Here is a 16,728-nt window from a genome sequence, read left to right on the forward strand (position 1 = left end):
ACCTTCTCACCGTCCCGGCTGGATCGGCGGCGTCGCGAGGATGTCCCGCTCGTGTGCGAAGTAGTAGGCCAGCACCTGCTGCACGACCGGCCCGGCGCTGGTGGCGCCCTCCCCCGGCCCCTGCACCATCGCGGTCGCGACGATCGAGGGCGCGGTCATCGGCGCGGCGGCGGTCATCCAGTCGTCAAGGCCGCCGTTCGCGCTCGACGAGTCCTCCGCCGTCCCCGTCTTCGCCCCGACGGGAACGGGCAGGGCGTTCAGCCGGGCTGCCGTACCGGAGGTGACGGCCGCGCGCATCCCGGCCCGGACCGGATCCAGTGCGCCGGCGAAGGGCAACGGCACCGGAGCCTGCACGGGCAACGCCGTGTAAGTACCCGTGCCGGTCGCGAGTCCGAGCTGCGGCGTTACCAGCTTCCCCGTCGCGACGGCGGCCGTCCAGCGCGCGTCCTGCAGCGGCGTGACGGTCAGATAGCCCTGGCCGATACCGAGGATCACCGTCGAGCCGGCGTACCAGGTCTGCCCGACCTGCTGGACGGTCTGCGGAGTGCCCAGGTATCCGCCGCTCTCGCCGGGAAGATCGATTCCGGTCGGCGCGCCGACCCCGAACTGGGCAGCGGTACCGGTCAGCGCCTCGGCGCCGAGGGAGTTCGCGAGTTTGTAGAAGTAGACGTCGTTGGACCAGGCGATGGCCTGCACGAGATTCTGCGGCGGCAGGTTGCTCCAGTTGTTGAACGTGTGCCCGCCCAGCGTGAACGACGCACCGGTCGGGACCACCGTCGCGGGACCGAGCACGGGGTGCGCCATGTCGGCCGAGGCCACCACGAGTTTGAAGGTGGAGCCGGGCGGTGCCGCGGTCTGCGTCGCGTGTTCGAGCATGGGCCGGCCGGGCAGTTGCTCGGCAGTGCGCAGCGCGGTCGAGTCCACCGGCGGCCCGTAGAGATTGTCGTCATAGGAGGGCAGGCTCGCCATCGCCAAGACCGCACCCGTCCTGGGATCCATCATCACCGCACCGCCGATACCGCCGGCCGGTTCCGCGGCCAGTGCGGTACCGAGTGCACCGGTGAGCTGGCGCTGAAGCCCGAGGTCGAGTGACAGTGCCAGGTTCGCACCCGGGATGGCCGGCCGCGCCGGACGTTGCGCGACCGGTACGCCTGCGGGATTCACGTCGAAACACTGCTGCCCGTCGACACCGCGCAGTACGGCGTCATAGGCCTGCTCGATCCCGGACCGGCCGACGATCTCGTCAGCCCGCAAACCGGGCCATCGTTTCAGATCCTCCGGTGTCGCTATCCCGGCGAAACCGAGCAGCGGGGCGAGTGAGGCGCCCTCGGGATAGCGGCGAGTGGGCTTCGGTGTGACGAGGACGCCGGGCAGGTTCACGCTTGCGATCTGGTCACCGACGGCGCGAGCGACGTCGGCGACCGGAACGGACAGGGTGGTGGCCGGCACCGCGTCCAGTGCCGCACGCAGCGTGTCCGGGGCGACGCCGGTCAGGTGAGACACGCGCTGAACGTCGTCGGAGTGCGCACGGAGCAACGCGGGAACGGCGAGGACCGTGTCGGCGTCGACGCCGGTGCCCAGCGGGGCGCCGTGCCGGTCGGTGATGGTGCCGCGCGCGGCAGGCAGCGTCAGGCAGCGGGTCATTTGCACCTGGCCGGCCAGCCGCAGCGAGTCCCCCTGCTTCTCCTGCAGATTCCAGGCGTAGACCGTGAACAGCAGCAGGACCCCGGTCAGTCCGAGCGCGGCGAAGCGGGCGAGCCGGGGACGCGCGTATCGCCAGGCCGGTGCCGACCACAACCTCCGTCGCGCGCCGTCCCTGCGCACACTCAGCACCACCCCGAGCGCGACCAGATGCACGGCGACCGCGGTGCCGCCGTAGCTGGTCATCGGGAAGGGCACACCGGCGACGGGAAGCAGGCCGAGATTGCCCCCCAGCGACACGACGGCCTCCACGCCCAGCAGCATCGCGAATCCGGCGGCGACGAGACCGCCGGCGCGGCTGCGCGGCACCCGCGCGGCCAGCGCCAGCCGCCACACCAGGACAAGCGCCGCCAGTACCGCCAGGGCACCGGCGGCGAGCCCCCACTGCTCGGTCAGGCTGGACAAGGCCAGGTCGGTCTCCCGGTCCGGGAGGTACTGGGCGAGCAGTTGCCGCTGCGGATTGCCCAGCTGCCCCAGCCAGCCGCCCGAGGCGAGCGCGATGTGCGCCTGCAGCACCGCCCATCCCGGTCCGGCGTTCTGCGGGTTCGCCGAGACGAATGTCGTGAGCCGTTCCAGCTGGTACGGGCGGAGCAGGCCGATGGCCAGCGGCGCCACTACCGCGGCCCCGCCGAACAAGGGCACCAGGAAACGGGCCGGGACCCGGCCGAGGATCAGCATCGCGACGGTGATCGCGACGAGGAGTGTGGCGGTGGAAAGGTCCGGTTCGAGCACCGTCAGCCCGATCGGCACCACGGCGAGCACGATCGCGAACGTGAACCGCTGCCACGCCGGCCTGCTCGACCCGACGACGGAGGCCAGCACGATGAGCAGCCCGAGTTTGACCAGTTCGGAAGGCTGGAACGTGAACGCCCCCACAGCCAGCCATCGCTGCGCCCCGTTCGCCTCGGTCCCGATCACCAGCACCGCGCACAGGAACAGCACCGCGACGCCGTAACACGCCCAGCCCAGATAGACCAGAACCGAAGCCCGCAGACGCCACACCAGCAGCAGCGCTAGCAGTCCCGCCGCCGCGATCGCCAGCTGGTGCGCCGCCAGTGAGCGCCCGCCGATGGCGTAGAGGTTCAGCACGCCGAGGCCGATCAGCACCAGCATCGCCAGCACGGCCAGCAGATCGAAGGCGCCGGGTGCCAGGCGGAAGGAACGCCACCGCGGCAGGCCCCTGCGCCGGCCCGAGGAGAGCGCACGGCGGCGACGGCGGCTGAGCCTGTCCGGCCGCCACGAACCGCCCGGCCCGCCGTGATACAGCGTCAGCACGTCGGCCCTCCCACCTGCAGCGCCGACGCGGAAGCGCGCGCCGGTTCACCGGTCACCCCGAACATCGCGACCGATTTGGCCGCGGGAACCTGCACCTGGTCGACCACGCTCAGATCGGTGTCACCGGCCCCGGCGGTCACGGTGCTTCCGGGCGCCGTGACACGCGCCCCCGTGCACCGATCCTCGAGCTGGAACTCCCAGCTCACCGTGACCGGTCGCGGAGAGGCTGACAACTGCACCAGAACGCGCACCGGACACGGCGCGCCGGTGGTGCAGGGCTGCAGGGCGCGGAGTTCGACGCGGCTGACCTGGCCTGCCGCGGCCGGCGCCGGCGGCACCGCGGGCAATCCCGTTGGCGCGGTGGGTGCCGAGGTGGACGCGGGCGGGTTGCGGTCGCCGAACACCAGCTTCAGGTCTCCGGCGAGACGATCGTGCAACAACAGGACTTCGAGCAGCACAGCGGCGCCCAGCACGATCAGCGCGGCAAGGCCCCGCCATAGCGGGCGAAGCACGGCGCGGGCGGCCGGTCGCGGGGCTGGTGCCCGCAGCCTTCGCGTCGGACGACCGCGCCGCCCCGCCGGCTGAAGCCTCCGCCCACCGGAGGCCTCGACGAGCGCCGCGATTTCCTTCAACACCCTTTCCGGCTCCGGATCTTTGTCCACTATGGACAAAATGGTCCCGCGATCCGCTCCTGCCGCGGCGGCGTCGGCGGCAGCGCGCACCGAGCCGTCGTCCCGTTCGTCGCGCTCCGCTTCCGTGGCCAGCGCACCGAGGACCGCGGCGAGCGCGGCTCGGTCTTCACGGCCGCTGATCACGACGTCGCCGTACCGGTCCACCCACACCGAATCGAGGTCGACCGTGCGCGAGCCGTCAGTGGCCGCGGCCCCGGCGACCTGCCAGGCGAGAATGCGTGCCTGGGCGGCGGTCAGGTTCGTGATCCGGAGCAGGTCGCTCAGCCGAATACGTGCGACCGCGTTCGCGATCCCTGCCAGTTCAACCATCGCCGCAACTTCCGCCCGCGTCCCGCCCTCAGCGCTCTTCCAGGTTTCGTCGCGAACGGAGCCAAGACAAGCCCCGTACGTGCGATCGTTATGGAGTTCCGGCGATTGGCAACGGCGACAATCCCTTGATGACACCAGCAGTAGCCCGCGTAGCTCCTGCTACGCGGGCAATGCGCGTGGTTCGGCCGTCGTCTCCGGCTGTTCCGCGCCGCGGTCAGGTGCCGGCGTCAGCCTCGGCGAGCTCGATCGCGAAGCCCAGAGCCTCGACGATGTTCCGCGCGGCCGAGAATGTGTGCGGCGTGCCCACGATCGGCGCCACGGCGACGAGCACGTCCTGGACCTGCTCGAGCGTCACGCCGCTCTCGGTAGCGGGTCCGACGTGCGCCAGGTAGGACGCAGGCGGCGCGTCCACGGCGATCAGCGCGGCCAGCCGGACGAGGACGAGCGACGCCGGGTCCAGTCCCGTGCGCGCCACGGAAACCGCGTTGAGATCCGTGAGCGCTTCCAGTACGGGCGCGTCTCCTTTGGCCATCATGACCTCCTTGAGTGTGTATCCGCGGGCGTGGGCGCCGTGAACTGTCCGACGTGGCGACCGAGCAGGCATCGCCCGGCGAAGATGAATCCGTGCCCGGGTTGATGACCGATCCCGAGCCCGGTGGGCCGAGCGGGATCGTCGTTCAGCCCCGCCGGGTCTTGCCGGTACGCCACCGGAGGAGGACGCCCACCACCACGCCGACAGCGGTCATGATCGTCAGGAGCAGCCATAACGGGGCGGTCAAGGTCGCGGTGAACAAGTTGACCTTGACCTCGGTCCGGTTCTGCACGATGAAGATGATCGCCAGAACGACCACAACGAGTCCGACGATTTGGCCCGGCCCAAGCCGGAACCGCCTGCGAGTGACCGTGGCGCCTCGCGGATCGGAAGCACTCATGACAACCCCTCTCGTCGCCGTCCACGCGTTCCGGTTCCAGGATCTGCCGACTTGTCCGCCGTGACTTCGCCCTGCGGAGGTGAGCGCTCAGACCGGCGACTCACCGGCCCTGTTTGATCGTGGCTCGCCGCCCCGACCGGAGGCCCCTGCGGGGAGAGGCCGGGGCGCGCAACAACGCGTCCGCCCATCTCGCCTTCGGGTCGATATCCACAAGTAGTGCCTTGCCGAGAACGGTCACCGGGATCGCGAGAATCGCACCGAGGGGGCCGAGCAGCCAGGCCCAGAAAACCAGCGCCACGAAGGTCACCGTCGCCGACAGGCCGACCGCGTCTCCGACGAACCGCGGCTGGATCAGCGACTGCAGCACGAAATTCAGCACTCCGTAGATCACGATGATGAGGACAAGCTCTCGCGGCCCCCCGATGAACAGCCCCAGCAATGCCGGCGGTGCCAGCCCGATAAGGAAGCCGATGTTGGGGATGTAGTTGGTGATGAACGAAAGCAATCCCCACGTGAACGCCAGCGGCACACCGATGATCACGAGCGCGATCGCGTCGAGAACCGCGACGATCAGCCCGAAGACGGTCGTCACGACGAGATAGCGCCGCGTGCCGTGAGCGAACCGGGACAGCGCGACGGCGAGGGCGGGCCGGTCCGTGGCGATGACCCCGAGGCGCTCCCCGACCCCACCGGACTCGACGCTCAAGAACAGCAACAGTGCCAACAGGAACGCGAGGTTGGACACCAGCCCCGCCACCGCGCCCAGCAAGCTCACCAGCAGCCCGGTCAGCTTGCCGATATCGAGAGATCCGGCGACGGTCTTCAACTGCTCCGGCCCGACGCCGAAACTCGACAGAAGGTTCGACGCCGAGGCGGCCAGCTCGTTCGCTCTGTCCTGGTACTGCGGCAACAACCCTGCCAGCCGGGCGACCGACACGACGATGCCCATCGTCAGCACGAGCATGATTCCATAGACGAGTATCACCAGAACGACGGTCGTCAGCCACGAAGGAAACCCCTTGCCGCGCAACCACGATCGCACGGGGTGTACGGCGATGACGATGACCAGTGCCATCAAGATCGGGCCCACGAGCCACGCGACGGCGCGGACCCCGCCCGCCACGACCACGCCCGCGGCTGCCCCCAGCAGCATCACCAACGCACGTGGCATACCGACCGGCGGTTGCGCCGCTCCGCCGGGCGGCAGACCGTCGTTTCGCACGCGAAGAAGCTAGCGGCGGCCCAGGCCGGCAGCGATCACCCTCGCCGGGTGAGATCAGCGGGCTGTGTGCGGGGGATGCGGCGCGTGAAGAACAGCGCCGCGGCCGCCGCCGCCGCGAGCGTCGCCAGGCTCGCGCGCAACCCCTGGATCCGGGCCTGCGAGTTCGCGCTCACGATGGCCTGTGCCGTGGCCTCAGGCAGCCCCGCCTGCGCCAGCCGGTCACGCAACTGGGCATCCGAGATGAACGGAGCGCCGCTGGCGAGCTGGACCTGCGACTGCTCACTCACCTGCGCAGGCACCGCGGGATTGTCCACGACCCCGTTGAGGAACGACGTCGTCAGCGCGGCGATGAGCACCGAGCCCGCGAGAGCCGTACCGAATGACGCTCCCAGATTGGTCGCGGTGTTCTGCAACCCGCCCACCTCGCTCGTCCGCTCGTCGGGCACCGCGGACACCGTCACCGCGCCCAGCTGCGATGCCAGCGCCCCGATGCCGAGCCCGGCCAGCAGCATGGGCACGGTCGTGACCTCCGGCCCTGCCCCGGCATCGAGTGCGGCGAGGAACACCACGAGCGAGACGAAGAGGGTCATCAGCCCGGCTTGGACCACCCGGCGAGGCGAGATGTGCGGCCAGAAGCGGGGAATCCCCATCGCCGCGAGAAGCAACGTGACGGACAGGGGAAGCAACCGGACACCGGTCGCCAGTGTCGACAGCCCCAGCGAGATCGACAGGAACAGCGGCACGATGAAGAACAGGCCTGCCTGGATCAGGAACTGGAAGGAGAACACCGTCAGCCCACCGGTCAGCTGGCGGTTGCCCAGCATCCCCGGATCGACGAGAGGCTCACGATCGCGTGCGAGCATATGCCGCTCCCATCCGAGGAACAGGCGCAGCACGACGCCGCCGGCGAGGATCAGCCACACCACCGGGGAAAGTCCCAGCAGCGCGGGTGCCTCCGGTTTGGGCTGGACCCAGCCCCAGGTACCGGACGCGAGCACTCCGGACACGAGCATGCCCAGCCCTGCGGCCGAAAGCACCGCGCCTGCGAGGTCAACGCGCGGACGGGTGGTAACCGGTGTCTCCGAGACGCGGCGGGCCAACGCGAGTATGCCGGCCACGAGCACGACTTCACCCGCGAAGACCCATCGCCACGAGAAGTACGTCGTGACCAGTCCGCCCACGAGCGGCCCGATCGCGACCGCCATCGCGCCGGCGGAAGCCACCAGCCCGTACGCACGGGGGCGCTCGGCGCGACCGAAGTTCGAGGCGACCAGTGCCACGATCGCCGGCATGATGAGCACCGCGCCCAAGCCCTCGAGTACCGACCAGCCGATGATCAGCACTCCGAGACTCGGTGACAGCGAGGTCGTGAGCGAACCGCAGCCATAGACGACGCAGCCGATCGCGAAGGCACGGCGCCTGCCCACGATCGCGCCGATCTTCCCGCCGGTCACCATGAACATCGCCATCACGAGCGTGTAGAGCGTGATGGCGGTCTGGATGCCGGTCACGGAGGTGCCGACGTCCTGGGCGACACTCGCGATGGAGACGTTCATGACCGACGTGTCGAGCGTCATCAGGAACTGACCGGCGGCCAGGGTCAGTAACACGGTGCCGCCGCGCCGCTTCGCCGCCATGGCCGTCGTCTCCATCCCCGTGAAGCTAATCCGGCATCCGTCGCGCGCGCTCACCCCGCGCGGGCGAGAAGGGGCCCGGCTCCTCAAAATCGGGCGAGGCGCCCGAACCGTCGGTCCACCCACGCTCGGGACACGTGGTCATCAGGCAACTCGGGCAGGTGAGAATGAGCGGAGACATCTCGGCACAGGGCTCTGGGAACGCCGCGGCCGCGGAACGGGCCGCGTGGTTGCGGTTCAGTGGTGCGCTCGTCGTGTTGGTGGCGCTGGTCAACCTGATGCTCGGAATCGTGGCGCTCACCGAAAGCACCTTCTACTTGGTGGGGCCGGACGGTCCTTTGGTCCTCGACCTGACCGGTTGGGGCTGGGTGCACGTCATCATCGGCACGCTCGTCCTGCTCGCCGGCGTGGCGCTTTTCCTCGGCGCGACGTGGGCCCGCATCGTGATCGTCCTTCTGGCGGGATTCAACGCACTCGGGCAGCTGGTGTTCCTGTCCGCCTATCCACTGTGGTCCACGATCGTCATCGCACTCGACGTCCTGATCATCTGGTCGGTCGTGGTGCACAGCCGCGAACCAGGCCCGGCATGAGGCGGCAGGGCCTGCTCGGGGCGTGCTGGCTCGCCGGCGGAATGCTGGCGATCCAGTTCCCGTCGGTGCAGCTGGTGACACTCACCGCCGCCGCCCTGCTCTGCGCGGTCGCATTCGATCATCTTTCCCTCCGGCAACGTGGCCCCGCGCACGTGCTCGTGGCCGCCTGCGCGATGGCCGGCGGCCTGGTCGCGCTGACCTTGCCCGGCCTGGCCTTCCTCTGGTTGTCCCTGGCCGTTCCGTGGTTGCTGGTCGCGAAGGGATGTGCCGATATCGCGCTGGCACCGACGCGCGCCAGATGGGATCGGATGTGGGGGTTGTTCGTCCTCGGTGGTCTGATCGAGGTCGAGGTCGGTTCCTGGGCCGGGGAGACACCGGCGCATGCCGCGAGCGCCTTGGCCCTGTGGACCGGGATCCTCGCGCTGGCCAGGGGAGTCACCGCCCTGACGGTCGCGTGATCACAGGTCAGGATCGTCCTTGGTCTCTTCTCCGTTGCACCGCGGTCACGATGACCCGCAGGACCAGTCCGACCACGATGAGATCGCCGACCATCTGCAGGGTGACCAGGATCCGCGCGGTGGCCGTGACCGCCGCGATATCGCCGAAACCGACCGTGGCGAACACGGTCACGACGAAGTACAGCGCGTCGGTCTTGGTCAGCACCGCCGTGAAACTGCCGGGCTGGGTGACCGCCAGAACGTGGTACACGTCCGCGAAAACCAGCAGGAACAACGGAACCACCAGCGCGAGCGCCTGCACCCCCTGCAACAACGGGTACGTCGACCGCAAGATGTTCCGGACCTCCCACACCACCAGCAACGCCACCAGTGCGAGACCGCCGATCAGCAACGCCATACCGCCGCCGTCGAGCCGTTGCCCCACCGGAAGCACGTAGTAGGCGGCGACGAGCAGCGCGACGGTCAGCAGCGGACGCACCACGCCCAGCAGGAGAAACCGCACGCGCCGACGGCGCGGGCGGAGTTCCTGCGACGGGCCCGAAGTCATGCCCTCATCGGGATGCCAGTGCCTTTTTCTTGAGCGAGTGGTATTCCTCGTCGTTGATCGCTCCCTCGTCGAGCAGCCGCTTGGCCTTCTCGATCTGGTCCGAGGCTCCGCCGCCGTCGCTCGTGGTCGCCACCGAGCGGACATAGTCGTCGAACTGGCTCTGCGTCGCACGAGCCTCGGCCTGCCTGCGCTCGGCCATGTGCTTGCCCTGGGTGATCAGATAGACCAGCACACCGATGAACGGGAGCACGATCACCAACACCGTCCACCCCGCCTTGGCCCAGCCCGAGATGTCGCGCCGGAACAGGTCGCCGAAGATCATGATGAGCAGCCAGAACCAGATCACCCACGCGAAGAACACCAGCATCGTCCACATGAGATCAAGGAATGGGTAGTTTCCCTGTGCCAGGACCATGACTCCTCCAGTCCATCCTGCCGTTCAGACATCTATTCGTGCGCGGCAGCGCCACCCGACGGGCGTGCGCTCACAGCGGATTCCCTGTGGTGCCACGCTTCGTGGGACTGCGCCCACGCGCACGATCTGCGCCGTTTCCGCAGTCCCACACCGCATCCGCAGCCCTGTGTGAGTCGCCGTCGCCTCGATCCACACCGGCACCCGACCCCCGACCAGGATGCCCTCGATCACTCGCAGCAGGACGGCCCTGAGCAACTCCTCGTCCGTCACGGCCGATACCTCGAAGCTGGTGACGCCCTCCGGCATGAGCGGTCCGGGCCCGGCGAAGCTGCCGGCGAGTGCGCTCGCGGCCTCCGCGATGCAGGCCTCGCGTGTGTGCGCCCACGCCTCCAGACGCAGGTCCCCGGCATGCACGGCTCGCGGAGGCCGCGGCGCAGGGCGGCCCGGGGCGGCTACGGCGCTGGTGCGTGCATTCACGGTGCGAGCGTGCGTGTGGCGGCGATCGTGCGGCACCACCCGAACCGGGTGAGTTCTGCGCACCGCGAACACGGGAGCCTCCACAGCGACGGCAAGACCGAATGGAGGTCGCGATCATGATGGAGAGCAGGACCGACGGGCGTGACCCGTCCGACGTCGCGGGCCGGCTGACCCGCTCACCGGGAAGTGTGCTGACGATGGGTGTGCTCGCCCTCATCGCCGGAGTCGCGATCCTCGTGTGGCCCCACGCCACGGTGAAGGTGATCGCGGTGGTTTTCGGCATCTTCGCGTTGATCAACGGCGTGTACGGGCTGGTGTCCGCGATCGCGGGCGACGAGAGGACGAGCGGTACCCGGGTGCTGCTCGCGTTCAGCGGCGTGTTGTCACTCGGGGTAGGCATTCTCGTGCTGCGCCATCCGTTCCAGACCATGACCGTGCTGACGGTGCTGCTCGGCCTGTTCTGGGTCATCGGCGGCGTGATCGGGCTCGTCCACGCGCTCGCGTCGCGCAGCATGCCCGGACGCGCCTGGGCCGCCGGGGCCGGGGCCGTCACCGCGATCGCGGGTGTCGTGCTGCTGGCCTACCCGTCGGTCTCGCTGACGGTGCTCGTCTGGCTGCTCGGGCTCGAACTGCTGATATCGGGAGCGGGAGTGGTCGGCTGGGGTGTCGCCGCCAGGCGCGAGCTGCGTTCCGATGCGCGTGTCGGCGCCCCGCACCCTCGGGCTCGGCACGCGTGAGGGTCAGCCCAGCCCGCGTTCCCGCGCGGCCACGACGGCGGCCCGCCTGTTGTTGACGCCGAGTTTCGCGTAAATCGCGCGGACGTGGGTCTTCACCGTGTTGACCGAGACCCGCAGCTCCGAGGCGACTTCGTCGAGCGGGAGCGGCAAGGTGAGCCGGGCCAGCACGGCCCGCTCGCGGCCGGTCAGAACGCCGCCGTTCGCACCGCTGCCCGTGAGCACATCCCGCACCCGCCTCGCGAAGGCGTCGACGGCACCGAACCCGCCGATCTGGTCGAGGAGGAGCCGCCGTACCCCGGCGTCGGCGTGGCCGAACGGCCGGACGATGCCCACCGCGCTGCCGAGGGACAGTGCCGCGGCCAGAGCCGCGCGGGCCTGGGTGCGGCGGCCGCCACGCAACGCGATCGCCGCTTCCAGCAGCCGGCTCTCGACCTGGGTCATCGGCACGAGGGTCCTCGTGCCGCGTGCGCAGGTTTGACGCAGGGCTGCCGCGCTCCCGACCAAATCGCCGCGCGCGAAAGCCGTCCTGGCTTCCATGAGATGCCATTCGGCCGACCTGCCGATCCGGGCCCGGCCCCATTCCGCGGCTTCGCGCGCCACCCCGGGATGGTGCGCTCGCAGACCGCACTCGTGCTCGGCGAGTGCGGCCACCGCGGCGAGCTCGACCGGCACCGTCCGGTCGGACAGCTCACGCCGGTTGGCCTGCAGGAGCCGTATCCCCTCAATCAGGTCACCCTTGTCGAACCGCGCGATTCCGCCGACGATCCCGGCAATGAAGCGGATGGCCGGCGGTTCCGCGCCGGCGATCGCCTCCACGGCGGCGACCGCGCCCGCCGTGTCGAGGCGCACAAGGCGGGCCAGCCCGATCAACCCCTCGGCGCAAGCCAGCCACGGAGAACGCTCCCAGCCTCCTCCGCGCGCGATTGTCAACGCCTCCTCCGACGCGGTCTCCATCCCCGCACAGTCACCGGCCAGCGCGGCCGTCCAAGCCTGCGCGACCCGGCAATGCATGAGCAGGTACTCGAGACCGTTCTCGCGGCACACCTGCTCGGTGGCGAGTAGCTGCCCGCGCGCGGCCTCGATCTCGCCCAGCGCCCCGAGCCTGATGCCCCGGTCCAGTCGTAGCCACGTCTCGCAGCCCACCGTTCGCCCCGGTGCGGTCATCGGTCGTCCCGCACGAACGGCGGCACGTCCACACGCCAACGCGTGTGCCGAGATAGTCAGTTGCCGCAGAGCGACGAGTTCGCCGTCCGGTTCACCCGGCCATATCGCCTCAACGCGTGCGATAGTGGATTCGGCGACCGCGAGCTCACCGGACTCCAGGTGCGCCAGTGCCGAGAACAACAGCAACCGTGGGTCCTCCGCGATCACGCGGCCCGCCACCGCGGCGAGCCCACGGCGCACCAGCTCCGGCTCGCCCCGCACTAGGATCTCCGCGGCCGCGTCGTGCAGCAATGCGACCACCGTCTGCTCATCGCCTGTGTGCTCGGCGTGCTGGAGCGCCCTCATCGGCATGCCCTCAGCCGTGTACCAGGACGCGGCCCTGCGGTGCAGCACGTCCGCGAGCCCCGGCTCGTGCCTGCTCAGGTCGGCCCGCAGATACGCCCGCAGAAGAGGGTGGATGCGAAAACACTGCCGGTCCTCCCCGAACGCGGCGACGAGCGAGCTCTCGCGTTCGAGCCCGGCGAGCACCCGGCCCGCGTCGTCCTGACCGGACAGCCACGATGCCAGGCGCGGAGTCACGTCCTCGCAGACGCTGAGCATACGCAGGAGTCTCCTGTTGTCCGGGGCGAGCCGGACGAGCACCTCCCCGGCGAAGAAGTCGGCGATGGCCCGGTCATTGCTCGCGCAGTCGGTGAGAAAGGAATCCGCGTCGTCGGTTTCGGACAGCGAACGCGCGGCCAGCCGCAGGCCGGCCGCCCAGCCGTCGGTCTGATCGACGAGCCGGCACACCTGATCCTCCCTGAGATCGATGCCGGCCTTGCGCATGAGCTCGGCGGCCTCCTCCAGCGAGAAACGCAGCCGCTCGGCGCGCAGTTCGCTGAGCCTGCCCTCCACGCGCCAGCGCGCCAAGGGCAGGGCCGGGTCCGCGCGGGAGGCCAGCACGAGGCGGAGGTTTCTCGGCTTGTGGCGCACGAGCGTGTCCAGCACGTGCAGGGCGGGGCCGGCGATCACCTCGTGGATGTCGTCCACGACCAAGTGCAACCGGTGCGGCAGCGCGTCGATGCCGTCGACAAGGTCTGCCAGCCTGCTGGCGACGTCGCCGTCACGTGGGGGTGCCAGCCCGCGAAGCGAGCTGTCGACCGGCACGACTTCGCAGTCCCGGATCGCGCACAGGATCGCGGCAAGTAGCCGTTCGGGACTGTCGTCTTCGCCGTCGAGGAACACCCACGCCTTGTCCGCCTTGCCCGTCCGTTCGATCCAGTCGGCGAGCAGGAGTGTCTTGCCGTAACCCGCCGGAGCGCACAGCAACGTCACGTCCCTGGCAGCCACACCGTGGGCCAGTTCTTCGCGCAGTTCCTCCCGCTCGACGAAGCGAGCGGGCACACGAGGCGGCACCAGCTTCGCATGCGGAACGCACCATCGTTGCTCACCGTGACCGAAGCCCCTGCCCTCTCCCATTTCTGTGACGGTAAGAAGCGTCGAATGGGGGCACTAGGGCCGAACGGCTCAACGACAGCCGTCATTCGATGAGATCGGCGTCGAGAAGTCCCTGCGCGACGGCGACCGCGACCGCGTCGCGCCGTCTGCGCACGTTCAGTTTGGTGTAAATGCCGCGGACGTGCGTTTTCACGGTGTTCGGCGACACCGTGAGATCCTCGGCGATCTCATCGATCGATCGCATCGTCGGCAGCAGTCGCAGCACGCTGCGCTCGCGCTCCGTCAGAGGGACCGGCACCGGTGGGCACCCTAGCCGTGTGCGGCGCGCGAGCACCTGCGCGGCAAACCGCTCCCCCGTACCGAGCTTGCCCAGCAGACCGGTGAGAGTCGTGATCACGTCTTGTTCCGCGAAAACCAGCGGATGCCAGATGTCAGCCGACTCGGCGAGCGTCAACGCCTTTCCCAGCAGCCGACGCGCGGTTGCGGGTGTGCCGGTCCGCGTCGCGATCTGCGTCCCGACGACGAGGCCCTCGATCTCGCTCCACTTCAGCACGGCAGGAGACGCGCCCTCCAGTAGCGGCCGCAGTACGTTGGCTGCCGAGGCATGTCTGCCCAGCGACAGCTGCGTCCTGGCCCGCATCAGCGCTATCTCCCCCGGCGCACCGAGCACCTCCTGACTCCAGTGCAGCACTTCCCTGGCCTGCTCCCCCGCGCCGAGCTGGAGTGCGGCGCGGTGCTCCAGCACGGCGCACAGCGCGGCGTACTCGGCCGACATCGTCGCACCGCGTTCTGCCGCCCGCCGTGTCGCGCGCATGCGCTGGAGCCCCTCACGCCAGTCACCGAGTTCGAATGCGGCCGCGCCCCGCAACGTCTCGGCGGCCAACTGAAGGTTTTCGACGATCTTCGGGCTGGATGAGGGAAGGATCCGGGCAATCCGCGCCGTGGCATCGACGCACGCACCTGGCTCACCGCGCAACAGCTCACCGAAACCCAGCAAGACCGCTACCGCGACGCCTTCCACCACGCCCTGCTGTCCGCGTGAGCCGCGCCGCTCTTCCGCCGCCCGCGCGAAGCGGGTCATGGCGCGCAGATCACCCTCGGCGGCTGCCAGCGCGGCGAGCATCGTGTGGCACCGGATCACGACGTGGTCCTGCCCCGAGTTCTCGGCACGGGCGAGGACCGCCTCGACCCGGTCACGTGCACCCCCAGGGTCGCCACCGACGAGCGCCGGGATCTCGTGCTGGAGTGCCGCGAGATCGGCCAGGCCCGTTCCGTTCGCGATGGCCGGATCGACCTCCGCGGCGGTCCGGAGGATGGCGGCGAGATCCCCCTGCACCTGAGCACGGCGTGATCGGGTCAGCTGCCACAGCACACGCACCTCGGCGGGCCGCTCCGGCGGCATGCTCGCCTGCGCCTCCGCGAGGTGGAGGTCCGCGGTGCCGACCTCGCCCGCTTCGAGATACAGGTTGGCCACCACCAAGGCCAGAAGCGGATCGGCCGCGACCGTCCGGTCGTCGAGAACACCGAAGGCCCGGCGCAGCACGCTGTGCGCACCGGAGAGGAACAGCTCGATCGCGTGGCGCCGCAGGAGCTCCTGCGTCTGGGCGGTGTCCATGGCCTGTGCCGCGTGTGCGAGCGCCTCGGCGGGGTGACCCACCGATTTCGCCCAGTCCGCGGCGAGTGCGTGCAATGCGGCCAGCCGATCCGGCTCGCGGCGGCTGAGTTCGGCGAGCAAATACGACCGCAGCAGTGCGGGCATCGCGTACTGGTTGCCTGCCCGGTCCTCGCGCACCACCATCATGGTCTGCGCGGACAACTCATGCAGCAGGCCCTCCGCGTCCGGCCGGCCGGACAGGGCCGCCGCGAGCGCCGGCGTCACCGTCGCGCGGATACTGATCGCGCGCAGAAACTCCCGCACGTCGCCAGGAAGCTGCTGGAGGAGCTCGTCTTCCAGATATTCCCGCAGGGCGCGGTCATGCCCGGCGAGGAACCCGTCGAGGCCGCCTTCGCACGCCACCGAAGCGGCCGCGAGCCGTAACCCCACCGCCCAGCCTTCGGTCTCCTCGACGAGCCTGCTCAGCGCTGCCGGGGTGACTTCGGCGCCGGTGACCGTGAACAGCGCCCGTGCCTCCGTGAACGTGAAGTTGAGCTCTTTGGCGCCGATCTCGGCGAGGTCGTCGGACAACCGCAGGCGTCCCAGCGGTAACGGCGGCGCAGCCCGGCTCGACAGGACCACGCGTAGCCCGGAAGGCCGGTGCCGCAGCAGTGTGCGCAGCCCGTGCAGCGGACGCGGGTCACGAAGCTGGTCGAGGTCGTCCAGAACCAGCGAAACCGGTTGGGGAAGCTCGTCGAGCGCGTCCACCACCTCGGCGAGGAAAGCCGGATCGGAGCTGGGGTTGTCCGGGATTTCCAGCGTCCGGACTGGACTGTCCTCCCGCAGACCAGGGTTCGTCGCGAGTGCGCTGAGCAGAACCGACCAGAACCGACGGTCGTCGTTGTCGTCGGAATCGAGTGATATCCAGGAAATCGTGCCGTCACCGGCGCGCTGCGCCCATTCCGCCAGTAGCAGCGTCTTGCCGAAGCCCGCGGGCGCGCACACCGCCGTGACGGCCGCCTCGCGGGCCCGGTCGAGCACCGAAAGCAGGCGAGGGCGCGAAACCAGATGCACAGGCAGGTCCGGCACCACGACCTTCACCCGTGGCACACGCACTCGTTCCCGTGGAGTTTCGTTGTCCGGCATCACGTCCCCGCTGCATTCCCCGCCATTCTTACGGGAAACCACACGCCGAGTCGCGTCCTCGCGCGCATATCACCCAGCGCGGATGAGGCGATCGGGTCCCGGGCCGCGTCCTCTGGGGACCGGCGGACTCGTCATGCCAGGCTGAGGAGGTGGTCCCGTGACCGGGCGCAAATACGAGTTCCGGGTCTGCGGGCGCCTCTCGGATCCGGTCCGTGAGGCCGTCGGGGAGTTCAGCGACGTCCGGATCGTCGCCGCCGAGCCGGAAACCCTCATCTACGGGACGATCGACGATCAGTCGCATCTGCACGGATTGCTCGTATTACTGGAAAATCTCGGCTTGCACATCGTGTCCGTGCATGAGATACCCGCAATGCCCGTCGATCGGCGGTGAATGATGT

The 16,728-nt window shown here is 69.6% G+C and carries 15 protein-coding genes; 4 read left to right on the forward strand and 11 right to left on the reverse strand.

All coding sequences use genetic code 11. From position 1 onward, the window contains the following. Nucleotides 1-6: 6 nt before the first annotated feature. The 6 genes from HFP15_RS05420 to HFP15_RS05445 form a co-directional block, all read right to left on the reverse strand. Nucleotides 7-2,976 carry an FtsW/RodA/SpoVE family cell cycle protein gene (locus HFP15_RS05420; protein ID WP_210716728.1) on the reverse strand — a complete coding sequence of 990 codons (2,970 nt, stop codon included), beginning with the start codon at nt 2,974-2,976 and terminating at the stop codon, nt 7-9. Next, nucleotides 2,970-3,977, reverse strand: a complete 1,008-nt coding sequence (locus tag HFP15_RS05425) for a hypothetical protein (protein ID WP_168512061.1) — start codon at nt 3,975-3,977, stop codon at nt 2,970-2,972. The genes HFP15_RS05420 and HFP15_RS05425 overlap by 7 nt, the downstream gene beginning before the upstream one ends. Nucleotides 3,978-4,191: 214 nt before the next feature. Further along, nucleotides 4,192-4,509: a carboxymuconolactone decarboxylase family protein gene (locus HFP15_RS05430; RefSeq protein ID WP_168512063.1), complete on the reverse strand. Its 318-nt coding sequence runs from the start codon at nt 4,507-4,509 to the stop codon at nt 4,192-4,194. A 145-nt stretch (nt 4,510-4,654) separates the two neighbouring features. Beyond that, entirely contained in the window at nt 4,655-4,828 is a 174-nt protein-coding gene (locus HFP15_RS05435; RefSeq protein ID WP_168512065.1) for a lipopolysaccharide assembly protein LapA domain-containing protein, read from the reverse strand. Between the two features lie 181 nt (nt 4,829-5,009). Next, nucleotides 5,010-6,131, reverse strand: coding sequence for an AI-2E family transporter (locus HFP15_RS05440; protein ID WP_376768851.1), 1,122 nt, complete (start codon nt 6,129-6,131; stop codon nt 5,010-5,012). 35 nt (nt 6,132-6,166) lie between these two features. After that, complete coding sequence (locus tag HFP15_RS05445) at nt 6,167-7,783, reverse strand: MFS transporter (protein WP_168512067.1); 1,617 nt, start codon at nt 7,781-7,783, stop codon at nt 6,167-6,169. 149 nt (nt 7,784-7,932) lie between these two features. On the opposite strand from HFP15_RS05445, the gene HFP15_RS05450 reads away from it, so the two are divergent. Both HFP15_RS05450 and HFP15_RS05455 read left to right on the forward strand, forming a co-directional pair. Continuing rightward, the gene (locus HFP15_RS05450) at nt 7,933-8,355 is read left to right on the forward strand and encodes a DUF7144 family membrane protein (RefSeq protein ID WP_168512069.1); all 423 of its coding nucleotides are present in this window, start codon (nt 7,933-7,935) and stop codon (nt 8,353-8,355) included. Continuing rightward, nucleotides 8,352-8,813 carry a hypothetical protein gene (locus HFP15_RS05455; protein ID WP_168512071.1) on the forward strand — a complete coding sequence of 154 codons (462 nt, stop codon included), beginning with the start codon at nt 8,352-8,354 and terminating at the stop codon, nt 8,811-8,813. Before HFP15_RS05450 ends, HFP15_RS05455 begins: the two co-directional genes overlap by 4 nt. Nucleotides 8,814-8,820: 7 nt before the next feature. On the opposite strand, the gene HFP15_RS05460 is transcribed toward HFP15_RS05455, so the two are convergent. Genes HFP15_RS05460 through HFP15_RS05470 form a run of 3 tightly spaced genes read right to left on the reverse strand, consistent with a single transcriptional unit; the run spans nt 8,821 to nt 10,252 of the window. Then, nucleotides 8,821-9,360 carry a potassium channel family protein gene (locus tag HFP15_RS05460; protein ID WP_168512074.1) on the reverse strand — a complete coding sequence of 180 codons (540 nt, stop codon included), beginning with the start codon at nt 9,358-9,360 and terminating at the stop codon, nt 8,821-8,823. 4 nt (nt 9,361-9,364) lie between these two features. Beyond that, the gene (locus HFP15_RS05465; protein ID WP_168512076.1) at nt 9,365-9,775 is read right to left on the reverse strand and encodes an SHOCT domain-containing protein; all 411 of its coding nucleotides are present in this window, start codon (nt 9,773-9,775) and stop codon (nt 9,365-9,367) included. A 24-nt stretch (nt 9,776-9,799) separates the two neighbouring features. Beyond that, nucleotides 9,800-10,252, reverse strand: a complete 453-nt coding sequence (locus tag HFP15_RS05470; RefSeq protein WP_210716729.1) for an archease — start codon at nt 10,250-10,252, stop codon at nt 9,800-9,802. A 116-nt stretch (nt 10,253-10,368) separates the two neighbouring features. Between HFP15_RS05470 and HFP15_RS05475 the strand changes: the two genes are divergently transcribed. Continuing rightward, nucleotides 10,369-10,989 carry an HdeD family acid-resistance protein gene (locus HFP15_RS05475; RefSeq protein ID WP_168512080.1) on the forward strand — a complete coding sequence of 207 codons (621 nt, stop codon included), beginning with the start codon at nt 10,369-10,371 and terminating at the stop codon, nt 10,987-10,989. A 3-nt stretch (nt 10,990-10,992) separates the two neighbouring features. Here HFP15_RS05475 and HFP15_RS05480 read toward each other — a convergent pair whose 3' ends face one another. Both HFP15_RS05480 and HFP15_RS05485 read right to left on the reverse strand, forming a co-directional pair. Then, nucleotides 10,993-13,611, reverse strand: coding sequence for a helix-turn-helix transcriptional regulator (locus tag HFP15_RS05480; RefSeq protein WP_246271384.1), 2,619 nt, complete (start codon nt 13,609-13,611; stop codon nt 10,993-10,995). A gap of 61 nt (nt 13,612-13,672) precedes the next feature. Next, entirely contained in the window at nt 13,673-16,294 is a 2,622-nt protein-coding gene (locus HFP15_RS05485; protein WP_312871473.1) for a winged helix-turn-helix domain-containing protein, read from the reverse strand. A gap of 193 nt (nt 16,295-16,487) precedes the next feature. Between HFP15_RS05485 and HFP15_RS05490 the strand changes: the two genes are divergently transcribed. Continuing rightward, nucleotides 16,488-16,721 (forward strand): DUF8691 family protein, encoded by a 234-nt coding sequence (locus HFP15_RS05490; RefSeq protein WP_168512084.1) that lies wholly within the window; start codon nt 16,488-16,490, stop codon nt 16,719-16,721. The last annotated feature ends 7 nt before the right edge of the window (nt 16,722-16,728 follow it).

The sequence above is a fragment of the Amycolatopsis acididurans genome (genome assembly GCF_012328925.1).
Lineage (GTDB): Bacteria > Actinomycetota > Actinomycetes > Mycobacteriales > Pseudonocardiaceae > Amycolatopsis_E > Amycolatopsis_E acididurans.

Bases quoted from the DNA above. Each gene is read 5' to 3' on its own strand.
- HFP15_RS05425 (WP_168512061.1), bottom strand. From the start codon at position 3,977: ATGGTTGAACTGGCAGGGATCGCGAACGCGGTCGCACGTATTCGGCTG.
- HFP15_RS05430 (WP_168512063.1), bottom strand. From the start codon at position 4,509: ATGGCCAAAGGAGACGCGCCCGTACTGGAAGCGCTCACGGATCTCAAC.
- HFP15_RS05445 (WP_168512067.1), bottom strand. From the start codon at position 7,783: ATGGAGACGACGGCCATGGCGGCGAAGCGGCGCGGCGGCACCGTGTTA.
- HFP15_RS05450 (WP_168512069.1), top strand. From the start codon at position 7,933: ATGAGCGGAGACATCTCGGCACAGGGCTCTGGGAACGCCGCGGCCGCG.
- HFP15_RS05455 (WP_168512071.1), top strand. From the start codon at position 8,352: ATGAGGCGGCAGGGCCTGCTCGGGGCGTGCTGGCTCGCCGGCGGAATG.
- HFP15_RS05460 (WP_168512074.1), bottom strand. From the start codon at position 9,360: ATGACTTCGGGCCCGTCGCAGGAACTCCGCCCGCGCCGTCGGCGCGTG.
- HFP15_RS05465 (WP_168512076.1), bottom strand. From the start codon at position 9,775: ATGGTCCTGGCACAGGGAAACTACCCATTCCTTGATCTCATGTGGACG.
- HFP15_RS05475 (WP_168512080.1), top strand. From the start codon at position 10,369: ATGATGGAGAGCAGGACCGACGGGCGTGACCCGTCCGACGTCGCGGGC.
- HFP15_RS05480 (WP_246271384.1), bottom strand. From the start codon at position 13,611: ATGGGAGAGGGCAGGGGCTTCGGTCACGGTGAGCAACGATGGTGCGTT.